Here is a 17,630-nt window from a genome sequence, read left to right as displayed (position 1 = left end):
CTTCATCGCGCCACCTCCCGAACAACAACCTTGTAAGCCCTGAGCACCTCCACAGAGCGACCGGAAAGCACGGTTTTCATAAAGAATGCGCCCGTTCTGTGTGGGCTGACATCTGCCAGAAGCAGCGTCGTATCAACCACACGGTTATGCTTGCGGAACTCAAACACCGTACTGGTGATCGTGATGCTGGCCACTACGCCCTTGTCTTCATATTTAAATTTCATCAAGTACCCCCTGACAAAGTTCAAAGGCGTTATCACGCAGGGGCATAATTACCAAGAATGGATTCCCATACAGGTGATTGGTGACCGGATCGAGCAGCAACTGACACGGTGCTCCTTTTCCGTAAGGTTTGAACTTTACGGGGCCAAAGCCGCTACCAAACATCAGGTGAGGCAAGGCCAGCAGTTGAGAGGTAAACATGGGAAATTCTTCACACGGCCCTGGATCTGGTGGCAGCACCTTGCTGAAATCAGGGTATTGGCAATCGAGTAACTCCAGCATGTTTGAACAAATTGGCTTCTCGTTTTCATCGTAATGGACTGCATACCAGTTACTGCCGTCAGCGATAATCGCAGTCATTTCGGCCTCGACGGCTTCGTCAGGAATGTCACCATCAAAGACAAACACGCCATCAATATCATTACCGACTTCACAGCCATGCTCCATCATCACCAGCGCACGACCATCAGTAGCCTTGATATGGGTTGGGGTGATGTACACCCCTTTCAGGTATTCGCGAGTTTCTTCCTCTCCAGCGACACAGAGCAGGGCAGCGCGAAGGATATCAGTTGGAATAAACATTATTCGTCCCCCTCGCTGCGTTGGTTCCAGTTGTGGATTGCCCCATCTTTGAAGTCTGGAAGTTGCGAGGCGTTACAGCATCCGCAGTTCACGAAATGCATGTTCTCACCTCCGAAGTAGGGGATTGTTTCAACTAGACTGACGTGAGGATTGCCGCAAAACGGGCAGGGCTTAAGTGCGCTGTCACTGTTCAGGTCTTCAGTGGCTGCTGGACATGATTCAGGTACGACAGAGACTAGAATTAAATTGGTCGCTTCAATGCGATCATCTTCAATAGCGTTATGTGCAGCAGAAATTGCAGACTCAACGTCTAAAGCTGCCGTTTTAACGATAAGTGGATGATTGCCGCCGCAAGGGTAATCACCAGTGAAAGTCACGATATAGTTAATATTTTGCATTATTTCTTCTCCCCGAAAAGTAAAGTAAGGTCGATCTCATAAACTGCCAACCATGCACCCGCAGGCCATGACTTCACGCTGCCATAACGTTCATCAGCGACACTTCTGGCCTCAGTGCCGTTATCCCGACACCATTTGCGAAGCGCTGCGTATTTGAATGTTTTCTTAAGACCTGTCGCGTTCTCAACTTTAGTGATCGTGGCATCCTTGGTGCTTTCACCCAGACGTTCCTCCAGCTCACGGCAGCGGCGTGTTGCTGCGCTGAGTTTTCCCATGGCTGAGGCTTCACGTTTCCGGCTAATCTGTCCTTTGGCACGAATGGCCGTATCAGCACGTTGCTTTTCAGCAATGCGGCCTTGCTCGGAATCGAGAGCCATCTGCAAGATATCCAAGCGACTGAGGTCGGGAATTGCGGCTACTGCCTGAGTGTTACCGGTTTCAAGAGTAAACCAGCGGTCGATAACGGCGGCGCGGCGTTTCACGTCATAGCCGGTAATCAGGATTTCGGTGTGTCGGCGATCGAGAAGGAACTCAGAGACGAATCCGCGACTATCGATGCAGGCAATAACGCCAGAAACTAACGTAACCTGTTGATTTTTATTATTCCTCAAATCTGAGGAATCTTTAGAAATACCGTACAGGCTATCGAGCATTTCCCATACGTCACGAATCGCATTGTCGTGGCGCTTGCCTGCCAGTTTTGCAATTTCTTTGGTACCCATCATTGGCGCACCATTTATTACCAGTTCAATTTTTTTAGCCATTTCACTTCACCTCTTTGACGTTGATGCCAATGTGTTTTGCGTACCGGCGCATGCTTCGGTTTAATGGCATTTCAACCATGCCGTCTTCACTCCGGTACTTCGCTACTGATTCCTGCACGTTGATGTATTCTCTTGCTGGATCTCGGTCTAATCGGAGCCCTTGCGCCAACGTCACTCCACAAAGGCCCTGACGGGTTTTGCTATTACGTTTCTTTCCCATGCTTATTCGCCCTCGTTGGTGGCTTGTTTCTCAGATGCCGTAACGAACTCATCAATTAACCGGTCAATAAGGGCGTGTCCGCTCTGAGTGAGGCTGCCCAGTTTTTTGATGCTGTCTTGATAGGTTCCTATTATCGATTCACCGGCTTTGGCTTTTCCGAGCGCTTCAATAATCACCAGCTCAAACATTTCTAATGCGCGAGTTAATACCTCGGGCGTTAATTCAATTGTTTGCACCATCCCTTTAGGTGACCTTTTAATTACGCAAGTGCTGCCTGTTGCCCGCTGCAATGAATCCAACTTTGCGGCTACCAGGCGGTTGCGATATCTGCCAATTAATTCAAGATTGCTCATATTCGAATTACCCTATTTTTCAGCCTTTAGGTGTGGGGAGTCCTAACCCGAAGGCCATAGTTAATATTTTGTTTTAGCGATTACTTAATTAATAAGGTTTGGTTTTCATCAGCTCAATATGCTGGCTTGACCATTTCTCATATTTCTTCTGCCATTTAAGCATTTCGCGTTGCTTGGCTAACAGGCGACGAATGCGGCGCATACAGCGATTATGGGAGGCTATATATCTTGGTGATGGTTCACCTCTTTCCCAGTGAATACAGCCATCCACTTCTTTATAAGTTTCACCAACGCGAGACTTAACACCCGCCCGTTTAAATACTTTTTCAGTCATGAAGTGAGCGAGGCGATTAATCGCAGTTTCACGGCTAAAGCATTTCTTATGGCGACCATGACGCATAACGAAATAAACAGGTTCCGGTCTTAATTGGAATGCAACCTCGATACCACCATCATCAATTAAATCGAATTCCCACTCTTCGAATCTGGATGGGTCAACTTTATCAATTTTCATATGTTCATACCTACTGTATTTAATTTCTTTAGCGTTGCTTCAAGCTGGTTAATACTGATGTGTAATATGCCAACTTCATGAGCGACGTTATCTTTATGGTTCAGTATTTCATATGCAGCACTTAAAGCCGAAATAACAGAATCAATCTCACCGTTTGCTTCCAGTATCATTCCTGAGGAGTCCAATTGTTTCATTGCCCCCCCCTAACGATTGCTCAACTTGCTTAGCTGTTCTTTTTGCATAATCTGCGCAGTAATTAACAATAACGTCTGAAACTTCAACCCCACCTTTCGGATCACAGGCGAGAGTCATTGCAGTGTTTAGGTAAGTAGAAATATTATTTAGAATATCCGCCAGATCTACGTCGCTTAATTTATCCACGCGTCACCTCATTAGGTTTATCCATTTCAATAGCTACAGCATCAGACAACCCATCAAGAATAGTTAGCACGGCGTCAACCATGCTGGGGCCGTCATCTGTGGTTAAAGTTCCAAGCCAGAGAGTAAGGACCGTTTCCGCTTGCTGGATCCGGCACATAACATCATCCAGAGTAATTTGTTTTTTGCTCATGCCATTCTCTCCTGACTTGGAATGCGACCAGCAAAAGAAATAACGTAATCGCTTATCAATTGTTGCCGTGCTTCTTTGTAACTATGGGCGGTTACACGCATCATTACCGGCTTGGCTTTAACGTCAGAGCGCTTAATGGTTGCAAAGATGAATACCGTTAAGATAGAATCCGTTTCAACCTTATTAAGACCATCGCAGGCGTTAATTAAGGCTAGGTTCTGGTTTCGTTGGCGCGGTACCAGAGCCGAACTAACACGATTAGATAAGTTATTCATTCTGCCCTCTCTGTATTATCTTGCTTATGGTATTCAATTTGATAATTAAGTGCCGCCGCCAGTCTTGGGTAAGTGCTTATAATGTCAGCGGCTTCCTTATTTGTTTTGCTAGGGTCAGTAAAAAAATCAACAATTACAAATTCAGTACCTTGTTTTTTATAAATTGCATGTTCAATATTTTCAGCAAGGTTTGTTGCTAGAAAAAAGTCAGCGCTAATTGGTGATCTGCTCAGATGCACGCTAAATGGATAATCGGCTTTTTTTAGCCTTTCAATTACAGATTGGAGTTCATTCATAATTGACCTGCTGAGTAGTGTTTAAAATTAAATTAATCTTCGTCGCAGTTACATTCACTAGCTTCTACTACATAGTCAGCAAGGTCGTTTGCGATGTTAAATTTAGCTTCCAATCCCGCCTTGATTAAATCAGCAAAGGTATTGGACATTATTAACATTTTCGGGGTCTTTACGTTTTCGCTATTAAACTTCATATCTAATTCAGCACCATCATTGTGATTAGTGATGGTAATTGTGATTTCTACTTTCTCGGTCATATCTAATTACTCACTTGGCTGGTTTCGTTGTTTGCTGATGTCATGATATTCACGTAACGTGACAGATAAGTCAAACACGAAATGTGTGTGATTTGATTTTTATTTTGTTGTCATTGATTTTATTGCTAATTTATTTAGAGCAAGTTGACCACGAGTTGTGTTCAAGCGAAAAAAAACCGGCATTAGCCGGTTTATTAAGAGTGTTAATTTTTATCCAAATAGTTCATCAGGCCATTGCGACTTGATTACTTTACCAAGGATTCTGCAATTCTCATTACAAGAGATGAGGTCAAATTTAGGATTCAATGGTTCTAGATAAGGTTTTCCGCCATCAACGATGAAACGTTTGAAGGTGAAGTCATGATTATCTAAACTCGCGATGCAAAAATCTCCTGCCTGAACGCTTTCATCGGGGTCAATCAATATTAGTATCCCCGCAGGAAAACTAGGTCGTGCGCCTTGAGGTGCCGTCATTGAGTGCCCTTCGACTTCAAGCCAAAATGCCTTGTCGCTAGCTTTCTTGGTAGTCGCGACCCATGCAATAGCATCCCTTTCAGTGAAAGATCTATCTTCTGTCGAAAAATGCCCCGCCTGAACTTTACTAAATAATGGGTATTCATACCTTGACGACTGTATTGAACCGCCGACACCAAATAGCAGTTCCGCTGGTGCAACCTCTAAGGCTGCCGCGAGAGTGATGGCATCATCAGCACTAATGTTTCTGAGACCCAGCTCGTAATTACCAATACGAGATGCAGACGACCACCCGATCTTTTTGGTTAGTCCTTGCTGACTTAATCCCCTGGATTCACGGAGCGCCTTTAATCGCTCTCCAATAATTTCTTGTGTACTTTTCATGGACACCTTATATCACGATGCGTGGTTATTGTATACCAACGTTTTGTGGTTGACTGGCATTCACAAAACGTGTGTAATGAGGTATTGCATATAAGGAGTTGCCATGAATAACATTTCTATTTACAGGAAGAATCTCAAAATAACCCAACTAGAACTTGCGAAGGCATGTCAATGGAGCGGTTCACGATTAGCTAATTATGAGATTGGGCTTCGTACACCCGGACTTAAGGATTGCCGCATCATTGTTTCTGCCCTTAATGAGCTGGGAGCTGAATGTGTTTTAGATGAAGTTTTCCCCGATGCAGCACTATCACAAGACTAACCCACAACAGGAGGCAGTGATGAATAACCTGATTAGTAATAAACCATCAATGACCCACAAAGAGATAGCGGAAATGGTGGGTTCTCGTATCGACAGTGTTCAGCGCACAATCGAAAGGCTAGCAGATAGAGGGGTTATCCAGCTTCCACCGCTGGTGGATTTCGAAGAAATCAATAACTTGGGGCTAAAAGTCACCAGAGAGTATTACAACTTTGAAGGCGACCAAGGCAAGCGTGACAGCATTGTAGTGGTTGCTCAACTCTGCCCAGAGTTCACAGCAAGTTTAGTTGATCGCTGGCGTGAACTGGAAGAAGAACGTTGTCGCCCAAAATCACAAGCTGAACTTATCGCGGCAATGGCAATGGCTAACCTCGAGCAAGAGCGCCGCCTGAACCATGTTGAGGATCGGGTGGTAGCTGTTACCGAAACCATCGAGAAAATCAAACGTGGTTCCATTCCGGTTGGCTGGGCGGGTTATTCACTGCTTAAGACCAAATCCGGTATGACCGTTCCCAAGTGTAAGAATCTTGTTAATGCATGCCGCATCCCCACAGACACTATCACCATCATGACACCTGATGGACAGCCCCGCCCGATGGCTATCGTCTTGGAAGCTGATTTCATGGCTGCATTTCGCAAGATGATGTCCGAAGCAGAACCCCGTGGCACACGTTGGTATCACCCGAAAATGGGGATATTCCAAGCTATTGGCTGGGCAGGTGCCGCATGAGTATGGATCTGATGGTTAAAGCCTTCAAAGTTCCCGTAGGCAACCCATTACGTAAGCTGATCCTGGTTAAGTTAGCGGATAACGCCAATGACCAGGGTGAGTGCTGGCCGTCCTACGGAAATATTGCCAATTTATGTGAGTGCAGCAAAAGCGCAGTCAAAAGCCATATTACCGCGCTCATTGAAATGGGAATTGTTAAAAAAGAGAATCGGCTGGGTGTGAATAACGGGAAAGGTAATACCTCAAATGTATATTACCTGAACATTTCCAATGAAATACCTGTGCCGCCAAAAAGCATAGCCCCTGTGCCGTCAGAAAGCACCCCTATGTTTTCTGGTGACCTACCTGTGCCGCCAAAAAGCATAGCCCCTGTGCCGTCAGAAAGCACCAGAATCAGTCATTCTTTTGAACCAGTCATTGAATCAGTCATTGAACCTAATAATACACTTGCACCATCTGGCGATGATGCCCCTGCTAAGCGAATTAAAAACGATTATTCAGCAGAATTCGAAACAGCGTGGGCCAATTACCCAAAACGCGAGGGGAGCAATTCTAAACCCGCTGCGTTCAAGTGCTGGAATGCCCGAATCAAAGAGGGGGTAGCTAGTGAGGTTTTATTGGCAGGGGTAGAGCGCTACGCCAAGTTCTGCCAAGCCAAAGGCCAGACCAACACCGCATATGTCATGCAGGCTACACGCTTCTTTGGCCCTGGCTGTGAGTATGAAAACACATGGTCAGCTATGGCGCCACAGTCAACCAGCAACCACAGACAAAACACGCATGCCGGGTTCGCCAGTCGCGATTACGGCGCAACTACAGCCCCATTCATGGCGAGGTTTAACAAATGATCAACGGCATGCCCACTATCTGGGAGCAATCCATGCGGGAACTGAACAATAAAGCCCGCGACCTTGAAGCTGAACTGAATTTTTCCTCTGGCATTATCGCCACTGAGGATCGCCACTTCACCCGAGGTTTTGATGAAACACAAAATTGTCCTACACACGGTAATTACACCAGTATTGGCCTGACCTGCCAGTTTTCGGATCGCGTTGTTGAGCGCCGATCTCGTTGCCCTGACTGTATTTCGGATGAAATTAATCAGGTGGGCGGGCAAATCCAAGATATTCGGATCAAGCGACTGACCGCCGAGGCCCATATCAGCCCACGGTTTGAGCATTGTAATTTTGATAACTATCAGCCCGTCAACGAGAAAGCCGCCAGCAACCTTGAGGTTTGCAAGAGCTACGCTACGCACTGGCCGCAGGTGAAAGGATCGGGTACCAGTTTGCTACTGTGTGGTTCGTGCGGAACAGGTAAGAACCATCTGGCGGTTGCCATGACCAAGCAAATCATCAACGAGCACCAGGATAGCGTTTTACTGACCTCCGTAATGCGCATCACCCGCGCCATCAAGCGTACATGGCAAAAGGACTCTGAGAACACAGAAGATGATATTTACCACCTGTACAGCTCGTTGGACTTGCTGATTATCGATGAGGTCGGTGTCCAGTTCGGCAGCGAAGCAGAGAAGCTGATCCTGTTCGAAATCATCAACACACGGTATGAGAATTTCAGGCCAACCATTCTGATAAGCAACTTAACCGTTAGTGAGCTTACCGACGTTATCGGGGAGCGCATCGTTGACCGGATGAGCGAAGGTGGTGGGGCAACACTGGTATTTAACTGGGATAGTTTCCGCAAGGATGGCGCGGCATGACACACGAAGAGATTGAAGGCGCGGTGATTGGGGCGCTGTTGTTGCGTAATTTGGATGCATATCCACAGACGTTCGACGTGTTTTCTACGCTACCGGTGGAGGCATTCGGTACCCGACAATATCGCGATATTTATCGTGAAATTATGCGGCAGGCACTGAGCAAGAATGTGATTGATCCAGTGCTGGTGGGTGAAGCCTTGGGCGGCGAGTATCAGGCGATCATGTCCGCATCGGTAAAACTCTCATGGGCGATCGCCAATCTGGAGCAGTACGCCTCGCTGGTGGTGAAGAATCATTTCATTCGCAGTGCTGAAGAGGTGGTAGCCAATGCGATAACGGCGTTAGACGGCGCACGAACTGGCGACGAGTCTATGACTGCCATTGCTGAGTTACGTGAAAGCCTCCAACACATGGAACTGAACTCGGGTGAACTGGTGGCCGTTCATATTAATGATCTGCTGGCGGGGGTGGAAACCCGGTTAGAAGAGAGAATGGCAGGCGTAGGGGAAGGGCGAACATTGCTGACGGGTATTGATGAGTTAGACGCTTTAACCGGTGGCTTTGATCTGACGGATTTAGTGTTGATAGCTGCACGGCCATCGGTAGGCAAGACAGAGTTTGCGCTTAACCTGATTGATAAAATTACCGAGCTGGGCGGCGGTGTACTGCTATTCAGTATGGAAATGTCCGGCATCCAGATAGCGGAACGGCAAGTTGCCGGCGCAGGTGGCTTATCCACTTCCAAACTTAAATCACCAGGACAATTGGAAGATGAGGATTGGGCCAGAATATCAGCCGGTATCGGTCGCATGATCAATCGGCCTATTTGGGTTATTGACGCTAGCGAGTTAACCCTTGAACAAATCAAGCAATCAGCAATTGCCCATAAGCGCAAGCACCCTGAATTGGCTGCTGTCTTTGTTGATTACCTTGGGCTGATATCCGTTAACGAGCGCCAGCGCCATGATATTGCAGTGGGTGAGGTATCCAGTGGTCTTAAGGCATTAGCCAAGCGCAATAAAACCCCCGTAATAGCATTAAGCCAGTTATCCCGAGGTGTGGAGCAGCGCATGAACAAGCGCCCTGTGAATGCCGACTTGAAAGACTCAGGCAGCATTGAGGCCGACGCTGATTTGATCATGATGTTGTATCGCGACGAACTTTATGACGAGAACAGCCTCGCCAAAGGTATTGCGGAAATTAACCTGACCAAAAACCGCAACGGGCCACAGGGGACAATTTACCGTCAATTCCGTTACGGGCATTTTATGCCAATTGATCAGGCAGAAGCAGCACGACGCAGCCAGCAGCAACCAGAACAAAAGACCCGAAAATACTCAAACGTGCACAAAATTTAAAGAGAGGCGGCACAGTGAAACTAGAATCAGCAATGAAACAGTTCAGCGCCAAGAGCCAGATGATTACGGATTCTCCCCGCGCTACCTCTTCCGACTCGCTCAAGGGACCGGACCTAGCCGCTGCAATGGGAATGGTTGAGGCTCGGGCCAGTTTCGGAATGGCTGCATATCTTGGCAAGGTTGGCATAAGCAAAGAGGACCGGATCAGAACTGTTGAACAGCTTACCCAGTTTGCCATGAAGAATGCCCCGAAACATGTCGGCAAAGCATCGGGCCGCCGAATGGCTCAATGTATGGTTATCCTGGCTAAATTTGCCTACGAGGAATACAGCAGTTCAGCAGCGGCTACTACCACATGTAAACACTGCAAAGGGAAGAGGCTGATTTACAGCATTCAAAAAGTGGTTAAACACCCCGGATGCGGTGAAAAAACAGATGCATGGATAGAGGATGAACTGGTGGGTGAATTGTGTATTCCCTGTAACGGAAAGGGGAAAATTTCCCATCGCTGCCGCTGTAATGGGACCGGTAAAGTGCGTGACCTTGAGAAATCCAAACGGCTTGGCGCGCCAGTAGAGAAAGAGTGTGAACGCTGCTCAGGAATTGGATACAAACGGACACCCTCAACAACAGCTTACAGAGCGATTACAGCGTTGCTTCCAGAACTCAACGAAAGGACATGGCGGCGTAATTGGAAACCATTCTATGAGTCGCTGGTGGCTAAATGCGACATTGAAGAGAGTTATGCTGAGGATGAATTTCAGCGAATAACACGATAGCGTCATGATTGGTATTATTGGCGACAAAGTTTGATTATTAACTTGCATTTTGTCCGAACTTGGCGTAATTTCTCTAAATCATGGGCGTTTCTGTAGATGAGCGCCAAGAAAAACAATTAAGACCTCGCTTCGGCGGGGTTTTTATTTATGGGATTTGGATTAACAGGCTGAATAATCTGAAAAGTCACCTTGTTGATTGTGCGTTTATAAATTGATGCGTAAAACCCACGCTCTAGCCGCCACTAGCTCAGTTGGATAGAGCCGATAACCATAGTTGTTGTAGGTGCGAGGTTCGAGGCCTCGGTGGCGGGCCAAATAATAAGTAATCTGGGTTTAAGTCGATGACGGGTTTCCCTGAGATGTCCAGCTTACTTACTCATGTTCGGCCCTTTAGCTCAGTTGGTTAGAGCGTGCGACTCATAATCGTTAGGTCGCTGGTTCAAGTCCAGCAAGGGCCACCAGTGCGGTCATCGTATAATGGCTATTACCTCAGCCTTCCAAGCTGATGATGCGGGTTCGATTCCCGCTGACCGCTCCAAATGAGTCCCAAGAGAAAAGCGTATCGGGCGTTGTTGATTGCACTATCGGCGTTCCCCCTACGGAAAATTGCCCGGTGCGCCTCTCTGTTGGGAGCTCTTTCTGAGAATTGCTGGCAACCATTCAAGCCCTTGAGTTAATAGCTCGAGGGCTTTTTACATGCGTGATTATCCCGTATGTAGAATCACTCGACAGACTTTTAAGGCTCACTTCGGTGGGCCTTTTCCGTTTTAGCCCATCAGTCACCAATCAACTCCACACACTATTAACAGATGAGTGGCTGCACTGGTGGGCTAAATTCCTTAACTACACGCCCAGCCCGTATGGGAGGGGGAGATATGAAAATGCCAAAAAATGACCCTGGCTCATACGGTCTTATCGTTTGGGTGCTTATTGCTGCCATGTCAATTTATGGCGGCTTCGTTAAATACATCATCGATACCAGAACGAATAAAACCACATGGAGCTGGGTGGCGGCATTCGCTCAGGTTGCTGTGTCGGGGTTCGCTGGGTTAATCGGCGGACTAATCAGCATCGAATCAGGACTCAGTATTTACTACGTTCTGGTTGTTGCTGGCATGAGCGGAACCATGGGTAGTGTGGCTCTCTCATTCTTCTGGGAGCGGATTACGGGGTTTAAAAATGCAAATAACTAATTTTCGATTTAGCCTGCGAAGCGAGAATAACCTGAAAGGCGTTAACACTAGCTTGGTGAAAGTGGTGCGCCGGGCCTTGGAGCTATCGACCGTTGATTTCGGTGTTATCGAAGGTGTCCGCACGATAGAACGGCAAAAAGAGCTGGTGGCTACAGGTAAAAGCCAGACCATGAACAGCCGTCATATTTCCGGCAATGCGGTTGACCTGCTGCCAGTGGGCGCCGACTGGAATGATTATAAATGCTGGTTGCCGGTATTGGATGCCATGCACCGCGCTGGTAAAGAGTTGGGTGTTAAGTTGCGTTTCGGTATCACCTGGACTGATAACCCGAATGACAAGCCCGCTAAGTTTCTGGACGCGCCTCATATCGAGATACCCGCATGAAAGAAACCCTATTGAGATTGATAGCCGTCGCACTGACGATTTCAGTTTTAGTCGGCGGCGGGTACTGGTGGGGTAGCGATAGTAAAAATTCGGAGTGGTCTCTTAAGTGGGCTAATCGTGACAAGTCAGACAGAGACACAGAAATAGCCGCCAAAAAGAGTGCCACCGATAAAGAGGCCCAACTTCAGGCATCACAATCAGCCGGATTAAAGGCATATCAACAAGGGGTAGCAGATGCTGAGAACAAAGCAAAAGGCACTATTGCTGCTTACCGTGCTGGCAATATCAAGCTGCAAAAGCGTTTCGAGTGTCTCGCCGCTTCAGTTGGGGATATGCCCGTTACTCCCGCCAGTGGACAGCTCACTGATGCAGCCAGAGACTGCGGATTTTCAGACGCAGATGTCGGGTTTCTTATTTCAATCGCTGAACGAGCCGATAAGTTAGTCGAGAAGGTCACCGCGCTGCAAAAGGTTGTCACTGACGACCGGCGAATAATTAACAGCACCCTCTCACAGTAGGAATTCAAAATTGAAATCTAAAATAGTTATTAATTTAATCGACACTGTTTTCCTGTTGCTGCTGGGTTACGGACTGTGGCAACCAGAAAGCGGTTTATTAAATATTGCTCAAGCTTATTCGTGGTTGTTAATACTTCTTTCGCTGATATTCATAGCCATTGGCCTTGGGGTTATCATTGCCATAGATACTGTCACTGGCGAGCAGAAAAAAACGCTGGTGGATTATCTGGGGCGGATATTTAAGTCATCAGATAAATCAAAAGTTAAAAAGGTAATAGGCTGGATACGGTTCGTTACTGTTATTTCGTGCATGGCATACATCGGGTGGATCGTTACTTCAATTTTCTTCGCTGCTTCCTCTCTACTTTTCAGGGCCACAAAGCTTATGGCAAGAGAAGCGATAAAGATTCAAGGTGCATAAACATCAATAGCGTCGGGTTGTCGCAGTCCATAGGTATTAGCAGTGACATAGCACCTCTCTATCGAGCGTATCTGCGGAATCAAAAACAACCAATACACCTAGATAGTCGGGCATTAGCGGAAACATCAGCCGTTGTAGGCGAAGCGATGTGACAGCCGGAGAGACGGCCTGTATTGCAGCAGCCATTCAATGAGTGGTTGCGACAATACACGATAAGCAATGCTACCACTTGTTTCCCACCGCTCACCCTGAGCATTAACAGGCTGGTGGCATTTTATTTAATTCTGAAATCGGCGATTGGACAGCGAGAAAAACAGTATAAACACGCTGTATTGGTATCGAGTGGTCTTCGAAATATGCCGGTCTATATTTCACCAACTAGCAGGAAACTCCAAATGAAACCAAATGTATTAACAATCAGCCTTAGTGATGGCGAAACTTTAGTAGTTGAGTTCCCCGAGATGCAAGGGTCAGAAAAAGATAAATATAAGCTAGCGTTATCTGCGGCTTCATATGTGGTTGGTGGGATTGATGGTGAAGTTGTTATCCAGAACTCAATTCAGCCAGCGCATGCCAACATAGACAAAAACAATGCTACTCCCGAAATCAAATTTACTGACCTGCCCTCGATTGCGGTAAAGGACGCCATTGACATAATTAAATCTCGCTTGCTCGAACTCCCCAACTCCCAATATGGGAAAGAGACGGTAGAGCGGATTGTGGAAACAACCAAGCACGCGATGATTACTTTCTACTCGACTAGCAACAAACAGTAAAGGGGAATAATCATGGCCGGAATGACGCTGACAGAAGAACAAAAGGCGCTTTTCGATGCCCTGACACCACTACAGAAAAAGTTTGTCACATGTCTGCTAAATGGCGACCGACAGGCTGAGGCTTATCGCAATGCTGGCGGTAAAGCAAAGGGTGAGGGTATCCACTCCAAGGCCGCCACTATGGTAAGAAATGGTAAGGTTCAAGTCTTCCTCCAGTCAGTTCAGTACGAAGCGATTAACGAAGCCATTATGACCTTTGAGGAAGCCATGGAACGCCTGTCAGTGATGGGGCGAACGTCTATTGCTGATCTGGCGACATTCGGCACTCACGTTGTTGGTGAAGATGATGATGGCAACCCGATCATTCAGTCTGTCTGGTCATTCAAAAATGCCAGCGAATTAAAGCCTGAGCAGTTGGCCGCAATATCTGAACTGACGGCAGGCAAGGATGGACTGAAAATTAAACTGCATGATCCGAAAGCCGCTATCAAGCAACTGGCTGAAATGCGCGGGTGGGAAGCACCGAAGAAAACAGAATTGACAGGCCCGAACGGTGGAGCAATTCAAACCATGAGTATGACCCCTGATGAAGCCGCCGAAGCGTATCGCAAACTTATGGGGTAAACTAATAACGTGGTGAATGCGCAGGCTGATGCGCGCGAAAGGGAGAAATCCCTGGGCTTGTGGCAAGACAATTCGATTAATCGATGCGGCCCCCGTTGACAAGTCAAAGCCGGAGATCAGCACCGGCCACCACTCCTCAAAACATCCAGAAATAGCCCGTTAGATTGATAAATTCTCTATGCAAAATAGAGGGTGTTTTATGCATGCTTTATGCACTCAATTATCTAACACTCTGACACGTTAACCCTGACAAATAAGCCTCTCACGCTGCTTGTTCGATGAGTGCTATGCGCTCGGTGCGGGTAACGTCCATTATGTTAAAAAGTCCCAAAATTCACTCATTTATCGAGTAAAACCCAAATGCCTATTCCGTTCCCTTTTGACTTCAAGAACCCGGATTACATGCAGGTTTTTGAGTGGCGAATGGAGCGATTGCAGCGCATTCGTCAGCAACCTGAATTGTTGCCGGTTATGAGAGCATTTTATAAAGATAACCCCGCTCAGTTCATTATCGACTGGGGTATGACGGTGGACCCGCGCAACGTTGAGCGTGGATTGCCTGCCCGCATCCCGTTCCTCTTATTCCCAAAGCAGGAAGAGTGGATCGAGTGGTTTATAGAACATTGGCGCACATCGAGGCCCGGCATTACTGAAAAAACCCGCGATATGGGAATGTCGTGGCTGACGGTGGGAATGGCTGCATCATTGTGCCTTTTCAATAAAGGGATAATTGCTGGATTTGGTTCACGTAAAGAAGAATACGTAGACAAGATCGGATCGCCGAAATCCTTATTTGATAAAGCAAGAAACTTTGTAGGGTTACTTCCTTTTGAGTTTCGAGGCGGCTGGAATCCGAAGGCTCACGCCCCACACATGAGAATCCTGTTCCCTGAAACTGAGTCGGCAATGACAGGGGAAGCGGGGGACGGTATAGGACGCGGTGACCGAACATCATTCTACATCGTCGATGAATCTTCCCACTTGGAGCGACCGTACCTAGTTGATGCTTCACTTTCAGCAACGACAAACTGCCGTCAAGACATCTCGACACCTAATGGCATGGCGAATTCCTTTGCCGAGCGCCGACACAGCGGCAAGGTAGATGTGTTTACGTTCCATTGGCGTGATGATCCGCGCAAAGACGACGCTTGGTACGCTAAACAAGTTGAAGAGCTTGATCCGGTAACGGTGGCGCAGGAAATTGATATCAACTACAGCGCCTCTGTTGAGGGCGTATTGATTCCATCCGCATGGGTACAGGCAGCAATAAACGCTCATGAGGTCTTGGGTATTGAGCCAACCGGCCAGCGCTTAGGTGCTCTCGATATCGCCGATGAGGGCAAGGACACCAACGCCTTTGCTAGTCGTTACGGCTTCTTACTCGAAAGCATCGAGGAGTGGTCAGGCAAAGGTGATGATATTTTCGGTACCGTACAGAAAGCCTTTGATATTTGCGATGCACAAAACCTCGAAACTTTCCGCTTTGATACCGATGGATTGGGAGCTGGTGCTCGTGGTGATGCTCGGGTTATCAACGAGCAACGCGAAGAACAACGCAGACGGCATATCGTCGCTACGCCGTTTCGTGGTAGCGGTGGCGTAACAGACCCAGATGATGAGGCGGTCCCCGGCGATAACGGACAGCAAGGGCGGCTTAACAAAGATTTCTTTGCGAACGCCAAAGCGCAAGGCTGGTGGAGTTTGCGTACCCGGTTCCAGAAAACTTATCGAGCGGTTAAAGAGAATATGGAGTTCAATCCTGATGACATTATCTCTATCCCGAAAAACCTCAAAAACCTGACCAAATTAACTTCTGAATTATCGCAACCTACCTACTCAGTCAATGGCGTAGGGAAAATTGTGGTGGATAAAAAACCTGACGGCACCAAGTCACCCAACCTGGCAGATTCGGCGATGATCTTATATGCGCCAATGGAAGTCACTGTGATGGATGTTTGGGCTGCGATAGGTAAACAATCTTAGATCGACAATGTTCTGTGAGGAAATATGGCCCGTAAGAATCGCCGAAACGGCGCGAGTAAGCCCGTTAGGACTACTGACGGGTACAATAATTTTACTGCAAAGATTGGTGCTCAAACGCAAAACATCCAGTCAGCGGGAACCTATGTTCCTGGATACATCACTCGCAATAGAGTGATACTGGAATTTGCTTACCGCTCATCATTTCTGGTTGGGGCCGCAGTTGATGCTATTGCTGATGATATGACCCGAAAGGGGATCAATATCAACTCAAAACTCCAGCCGGGACAGAAAGGGAAAGTCGAAAACTTTTGGGATTCAGCCGCTATTTGGGATGGGTTGAATGACACCATCAAATGGTCTCGGCTCTATGGCGGCGCGTTCTTGGTGGTAATGATTGACGGTCAAGACATGTCAACGCTGCTGAATTTGGACACCATCACTAAAGATCAGTTTAAGGGTGTGATGTGCCTTGACCGCTGGATGGTCAAGCCGACATATAACGATTTGGTAAAAGAGTATGGGCCTCACTTCGGCAAGCCACGGTTTTATAAAACAGTCACAAGTCAGCAGGGAATACCCAACTGGAAGATTCATTATTCCCGCATCATTCGGATGGAGGGCGACACACTACCATTCCAGCAGTCCATAACAGAGAACGGGTGGGGAATGTCGGTTATTGAGCGCATCTTCGAACGTATCCAGGCGTTTGATACCGCTACAGCAGGCACTACGCAACTCATCCATAAAGCACACTTACGCACATACAGTATTGATGGGTTAAGAAAGGCGCTGGCGGCGGGTGGTGACCTTGAAAAAGCGATAATGATACACCTAGATAAGATCCGCGAATTTCAGACCATCGAGGGCATGACCATCATGGATGCTAGCGATAAGTTTGAAACGCACAGTTACTCATTCGCAGGTATTGCCGACGTCATTCTTCGTTTTGCTGAGCAAGTTTCTGGCGCAACGGGTATCCCATTAGTTCGCTTATTTGGTCAATCGCCATCGGGATTTAGTACTGGTGATGGTGATCTAGAAAACTACTACAGCCGGATTAACTCACTTCAGGAGAGACGGTTGCGGCGTCATATTCGCTGGTTGTTGGATATCACCTGGCGCTCTCAATTTGGTGAGCCATTACCCGATGATTTCTCATTCGAGTTCAACAAACTATGGGAAATGTCGGACACTGACCGCGCAACAATGGCAAGCAATGTCACTACTGCTCTGGCTACAGCAGTGCGTGATGTTGGCATGTCACCTTCAGCCGCTTTGAGTGACCTTCGCAACCTGTCAGATGTGATCGGCATCGGTGGCTCAATAACAGATGAGGACATCGAGAATGCGCAGAAAGAGTGGTCGGAGGATGAACCTGAAACCGGCGCTCCACCGGCGTTCGGAAATCCTCTACAACAAAAGCCTACTGGGGATAGTCAGCCAGATAAACCAGATAGTAACTGGCTCTTACGATGGTTCCCAGGCAAGCGCTGACACTGTTGCTTCTCATC

27 protein-coding genes and 2 tRNA genes are annotated in these 17,630 nt (G+C 47.4%); 16 read left to right on the top strand and 13 right to left on the bottom strand.

The annotated features are described in order from the left end of the window. Positions 1–2: 2 nt before the first annotated feature. The 13 genes from V2A84_RS11305 to V2A84_RS11245 all read right to left on the bottom strand — a co-directional run bounded on the left by V2A84_RS11305 (position 3) and on the right by V2A84_RS11245 (position 5,310). Positions 3–224: a hypothetical protein gene (locus tag V2A84_RS11305; RefSeq protein WP_442848853.1), complete on the bottom strand. Its 222-nt coding sequence runs from the start codon at positions 222–224 to the stop codon at positions 3–5. Then, positions 214–804, bottom strand: a complete 591-nt coding sequence (locus V2A84_RS11300; protein WP_442848852.1) for a hypothetical protein — start codon at positions 802–804, stop codon at positions 214–216. Before V2A84_RS11300 ends, V2A84_RS11305 begins: the two co-directional genes overlap by 11 nt. Next, positions 804–1,202 (bottom strand): Lar family restriction alleviation protein, encoded by a 399-nt coding sequence (locus tag V2A84_RS11295; RefSeq protein ID WP_442848851.1) that lies wholly within the window; start codon positions 1,200–1,202, stop codon positions 804–806. Before V2A84_RS11295 ends, V2A84_RS11300 begins: the two co-directional genes overlap by 1 nt. Further along, entirely contained in the window at positions 1,202–1,966 is a 765-nt protein-coding gene (locus V2A84_RS11290) for a Rha family transcriptional regulator (protein WP_442848850.1), read from the bottom strand. The genes V2A84_RS11295 and V2A84_RS11290 overlap by 1 nt, the downstream gene beginning before the upstream one ends. A 1-nt stretch (position 1,967) precedes the next feature. After that, positions 1,968–2,186 carry a hypothetical protein gene (locus tag V2A84_RS11285; RefSeq protein ID WP_442848586.1) on the bottom strand — a complete coding sequence of 73 codons (219 nt, stop codon included), beginning with the start codon at positions 2,184–2,186 and terminating at the stop codon, positions 1,968–1,970. 2 nt (positions 2,187–2,188) lie between these two features. Continuing rightward, positions 2,189–2,539: a hypothetical protein gene (locus tag V2A84_RS11280; RefSeq protein WP_442848587.1), complete on the bottom strand. Its 351-nt coding sequence runs from the start codon at positions 2,537–2,539 to the stop codon at positions 2,189–2,191. Positions 2,540–2,627: 88 nt separating this feature from the next. Beyond that, positions 2,628–3,053: a hypothetical protein gene (locus V2A84_RS11275; RefSeq protein WP_442848849.1), complete on the bottom strand. Its 426-nt coding sequence runs from the start codon at positions 3,051–3,053 to the stop codon at positions 2,628–2,630. Further along, on the bottom strand, positions 3,050–3,247 hold the full coding sequence (locus tag V2A84_RS11270; RefSeq protein ID WP_427212935.1) for a hypothetical protein: 198 nt from the start codon (positions 3,245–3,247) through the stop codon (positions 3,050–3,052). Before V2A84_RS11270 ends, V2A84_RS11275 begins: the two co-directional genes overlap by 4 nt. 179 nt (positions 3,248–3,426) lie before the next feature. After that, entirely contained in the window at positions 3,427–3,624 is a 198-nt protein-coding gene (locus V2A84_RS11265) for a hypothetical protein (protein WP_442848848.1), read from the bottom strand. Beyond that, positions 3,621–3,899 carry a host cell division inhibitor Icd-like protein gene (locus tag V2A84_RS11260; protein WP_442848847.1) on the bottom strand — a complete coding sequence of 93 codons (279 nt, stop codon included), beginning with the start codon at positions 3,897–3,899 and terminating at the stop codon, positions 3,621–3,623. Before V2A84_RS11260 ends, V2A84_RS11265 begins: the two co-directional genes overlap by 4 nt. After that, entirely contained in the window at positions 3,896–4,195 is a 300-nt protein-coding gene (locus tag V2A84_RS11255) for a hypothetical protein (protein ID WP_442848846.1), read from the bottom strand. The genes V2A84_RS11260 and V2A84_RS11255 overlap by 4 nt, the downstream gene beginning before the upstream one ends. A 32-nt stretch (positions 4,196–4,227) precedes the next feature. After that, positions 4,228–4,452 carry a hypothetical protein gene (locus V2A84_RS11250; protein WP_050079862.1) on the bottom strand — a complete coding sequence of 75 codons (225 nt, stop codon included), beginning with the start codon at positions 4,450–4,452 and terminating at the stop codon, positions 4,228–4,230. 210 nt (positions 4,453–4,662) lie between these two features. Next, the gene (locus V2A84_RS11245; protein WP_050079861.1) at positions 4,663–5,310 is read right to left on the bottom strand and encodes a LexA family protein; all 648 of its coding nucleotides are present in this window, start codon (positions 5,308–5,310) and stop codon (positions 4,663–4,665) included. Between the two features lie 103 nt (positions 5,311–5,413). Here V2A84_RS11245 and V2A84_RS11240 point away from each other — a divergent pair, with 103 nt between their 5' ends. From V2A84_RS11240 to V2A84_RS11165, 16 genes are all read left to right on the top strand, one after another. Next, the gene (locus V2A84_RS11240) at positions 5,414–5,632 is read left to right on the top strand and encodes a helix-turn-helix transcriptional regulator (RefSeq protein WP_050079860.1); all 219 of its coding nucleotides are present in this window, start codon (positions 5,414–5,416) and stop codon (positions 5,630–5,632) included. Between the two features lie 19 nt (positions 5,633–5,651). Further along, positions 5,652–6,362, top strand: a complete 711-nt coding sequence (locus V2A84_RS11235) for a helix-turn-helix domain-containing protein (protein ID WP_442848845.1) — start codon at positions 5,652–5,654, stop codon at positions 6,360–6,362. Beyond that, positions 6,359–7,210 (top strand): helix-turn-helix domain-containing protein, encoded by an 852-nt coding sequence (locus tag V2A84_RS11230; RefSeq protein WP_442848844.1) that lies wholly within the window; start codon positions 6,359–6,361, stop codon positions 7,208–7,210. The genes V2A84_RS11235 and V2A84_RS11230 overlap by 4 nt, the downstream gene beginning before the upstream one ends. Continuing rightward, positions 7,207–8,082 carry an ATP-binding protein gene (locus V2A84_RS11225; protein ID WP_442848843.1) on the top strand — a complete coding sequence of 292 codons (876 nt, stop codon included), beginning with the start codon at positions 7,207–7,209 and terminating at the stop codon, positions 8,080–8,082. Before V2A84_RS11230 ends, V2A84_RS11225 begins: the two co-directional genes overlap by 4 nt. Further along, a complete protein-coding gene (locus tag V2A84_RS11220; protein WP_442848842.1) occupies positions 8,079–9,440 on the top strand; it encodes a replicative DNA helicase in 1,362 nt (453 codons plus the stop codon). Before V2A84_RS11225 ends, V2A84_RS11220 begins: the two co-directional genes overlap by 4 nt. 14 nt (positions 9,441–9,454) lie before the next feature. Beyond that, a complete protein-coding gene (locus tag V2A84_RS11215) occupies positions 9,455–10,219 on the top strand; it encodes an antitermination protein Q (protein WP_442848841.1) in 765 nt (254 codons plus the stop codon). Between the two features lie 384 nt (positions 10,220–10,603). Beyond that, positions 10,604–10,680: transfer RNA gene (locus V2A84_RS11210), tRNA-Ile, on the top strand. A 2-nt stretch (positions 10,681–10,682) separates the two neighbouring features. After that, positions 10,683–10,757 (top strand) — tRNA-Gly (locus tag V2A84_RS11205). Positions 10,758–11,094: 337 nt separating this feature from the next. Then, positions 11,095–11,412 (top strand): phage holin family protein, encoded by a 318-nt coding sequence (locus V2A84_RS11200; RefSeq protein ID WP_049525581.1) that lies wholly within the window; start codon positions 11,095–11,097, stop codon positions 11,410–11,412. Continuing rightward, positions 11,399–11,797: a M15 family metallopeptidase gene (locus V2A84_RS11195; RefSeq protein ID WP_442848840.1), complete on the top strand. Its 399-nt coding sequence runs from the start codon at positions 11,399–11,401 to the stop codon at positions 11,795–11,797. Before V2A84_RS11200 ends, V2A84_RS11195 begins: the two co-directional genes overlap by 14 nt. Beyond that, on the top strand, positions 11,794–12,315 hold the full coding sequence (locus V2A84_RS11190) for a DUF2514 family protein (RefSeq protein ID WP_442848839.1): 522 nt from the start codon (positions 11,794–11,796) through the stop codon (positions 12,313–12,315). The genes V2A84_RS11195 and V2A84_RS11190 overlap by 4 nt, the downstream gene beginning before the upstream one ends. Positions 12,316–12,325: 10 nt before the next feature. Continuing rightward, positions 12,326–12,736, top strand: a complete 411-nt coding sequence (locus V2A84_RS11185; protein WP_442848838.1) for a hypothetical protein — start codon at positions 12,326–12,328, stop codon at positions 12,734–12,736. 395 nt (positions 12,737–13,131) lie between these two features. Continuing rightward, a complete protein-coding gene (locus V2A84_RS11180) occupies positions 13,132–13,512 on the top strand; it encodes a hypothetical protein (protein ID WP_442848837.1) in 381 nt (126 codons plus the stop codon). 12 nt (positions 13,513–13,524) lie between these two features. Beyond that, entirely contained in the window at positions 13,525–14,136 is a 612-nt protein-coding gene (locus V2A84_RS11175; RefSeq protein WP_442848836.1) for a terminase small subunit, read from the top strand. A gap of 360 nt (positions 14,137–14,496) precedes the next feature. Beyond that, positions 14,497–16,119: a TerL protein gene (locus V2A84_RS11170; protein ID WP_408574998.1), complete on the top strand. Its 1,623-nt coding sequence runs from the start codon at positions 14,497–14,499 to the stop codon at positions 16,117–16,119. Positions 16,120–16,143: 24 nt separating this feature from the next. Beyond that, entirely contained in the window at positions 16,144–17,613 is a 1,470-nt protein-coding gene (locus V2A84_RS11165; RefSeq protein WP_050133310.1) for a DUF1073 domain-containing protein, read from the top strand. Positions 17,614–17,630: the final 17 nt, after the last annotated feature.

Origin of the sequence: Yersinia sp. 2553 StPb PI (assembly GCF_052217105.1) — a bacterium.
GTDB lineage: Bacteria > Pseudomonadota > Gammaproteobacteria > Enterobacterales > Enterobacteriaceae > Yersinia > Yersinia enterocolitica_E.
The sequence above is the reverse complement of the archived record's forward strand: the minus strand, read 5'-3'. Positions and strand labels throughout refer to the sequence as shown.

What these genes read in the sequence shown, in the direction of transcription:
- V2A84_RS11195 (WP_442848840.1), top strand. Translation starts at nt 11,399, where the DNA reads ATGCAAATAACTAATTTTCGATTTAGCCTGCGAAGCGAGAATAACCTG.
- V2A84_RS11245 (WP_050079861.1), bottom strand. Translation starts at nt 5,310, where the DNA reads ATGAAAAGTACACAAGAAATTATTGGAGAGCGATTAAAGGCGCTCCGT.
- V2A84_RS11280 (WP_442848587.1), bottom strand. Translation starts at nt 2,539, where the DNA reads ATGAGCAATCTTGAATTAATTGGCAGATATCGCAACCGCCTGGTAGCC.
- V2A84_RS11285 (WP_442848586.1), bottom strand. Translation starts at nt 2,186, where the DNA reads ATGGGAAAGAAACGTAATAGCAAAACCCGTCAGGGCCTTTGTGGAGTG.
- V2A84_RS11300 (WP_442848852.1), bottom strand. Translation starts at nt 804, where the DNA reads ATGTTTATTCCAACTGATATCCTTCGCGCTGCCCTGCTCTGTGTCGCT.
- V2A84_RS11170 (WP_408574998.1), top strand. Translation starts at nt 14,497, where the DNA reads ATGCCTATTCCGTTCCCTTTTGACTTCAAGAACCCGGATTACATGCAG.
- V2A84_RS11220 (WP_442848842.1), top strand. Translation starts at nt 8,079, where the DNA reads ATGACACACGAAGAGATTGAAGGCGCGGTGATTGGGGCGCTGTTGTTG.
- V2A84_RS11165 (WP_050133310.1), top strand. Translation starts at nt 16,144, where the DNA reads ATGGCCCGTAAGAATCGCCGAAACGGCGCGAGTAAGCCCGTTAGGACT.
- V2A84_RS11175 (WP_442848836.1), top strand. Translation starts at nt 13,525, where the DNA reads ATGGCCGGAATGACGCTGACAGAAGAACAAAAGGCGCTTTTCGATGCC.
- V2A84_RS11225 (WP_442848843.1), top strand. Translation starts at nt 7,207, where the DNA reads ATGATCAACGGCATGCCCACTATCTGGGAGCAATCCATGCGGGAACTG.
- V2A84_RS11260 (WP_442848847.1), bottom strand. Translation starts at nt 3,899, where the DNA reads ATGAATAACTTATCTAATCGTGTTAGTTCGGCTCTGGTACCGCGCCAA.
- V2A84_RS11290 (WP_442848850.1), bottom strand. Translation starts at nt 1,966, where the DNA reads ATGGCTAAAAAAATTGAACTGGTAATAAATGGTGCGCCAATGATGGGT.
- V2A84_RS11265 (WP_442848848.1), bottom strand. Translation starts at nt 3,624, where the DNA reads ATGAGCAAAAAACAAATTACTCTGGATGATGTTATGTGCCGGATCCAG.
- V2A84_RS11230 (WP_442848844.1), top strand. Translation starts at nt 6,359, where the DNA reads ATGAGTATGGATCTGATGGTTAAAGCCTTCAAAGTTCCCGTAGGCAAC.
- V2A84_RS11295 (WP_442848851.1), bottom strand. Translation starts at nt 1,202, where the DNA reads ATGCAAAATATTAACTATATCGTGACTTTCACTGGTGATTACCCTTGC.
- V2A84_RS11275 (WP_442848849.1), bottom strand. Translation starts at nt 3,053, where the DNA reads ATGAAAATTGATAAAGTTGACCCATCCAGATTCGAAGAGTGGGAATTC.
- V2A84_RS11250 (WP_050079862.1), bottom strand. Translation starts at nt 4,452, where the DNA reads ATGACCGAGAAAGTAGAAATCACAATTACCATCACTAATCACAATGAT.
- V2A84_RS11180 (WP_442848837.1), top strand. Translation starts at nt 13,132, where the DNA reads ATGAAACCAAATGTATTAACAATCAGCCTTAGTGATGGCGAAACTTTA.
- V2A84_RS11305 (WP_442848853.1), bottom strand. Translation starts at nt 224, where the DNA reads ATGAAATTTAAATATGAAGACAAGGGCGTAGTGGCCAGCATCACGATC.
- V2A84_RS11255 (WP_442848846.1), bottom strand. Translation starts at nt 4,195, where the DNA reads ATGAATGAACTCCAATCTGTAATTGAAAGGCTAAAAAAAGCCGATTAT.
- V2A84_RS11240 (WP_050079860.1), top strand. Translation starts at nt 5,414, where the DNA reads ATGAATAACATTTCTATTTACAGGAAGAATCTCAAAATAACCCAACTA.
- V2A84_RS11270 (WP_427212935.1), bottom strand. Translation starts at nt 3,247, where the DNA reads ATGAAACAATTGGACTCCTCAGGAATGATACTGGAAGCAAACGGTGAG.
- V2A84_RS11190 (WP_442848839.1), top strand. Translation starts at nt 11,794, where the DNA reads ATGAAAGAAACCCTATTGAGATTGATAGCCGTCGCACTGACGATTTCA.
- V2A84_RS11200 (WP_049525581.1), top strand. Translation starts at nt 11,095, where the DNA reads ATGAAAATGCCAAAAAATGACCCTGGCTCATACGGTCTTATCGTTTGG.
- V2A84_RS11235 (WP_442848845.1), top strand. Translation starts at nt 5,652, where the DNA reads ATGAATAACCTGATTAGTAATAAACCATCAATGACCCACAAAGAGATA.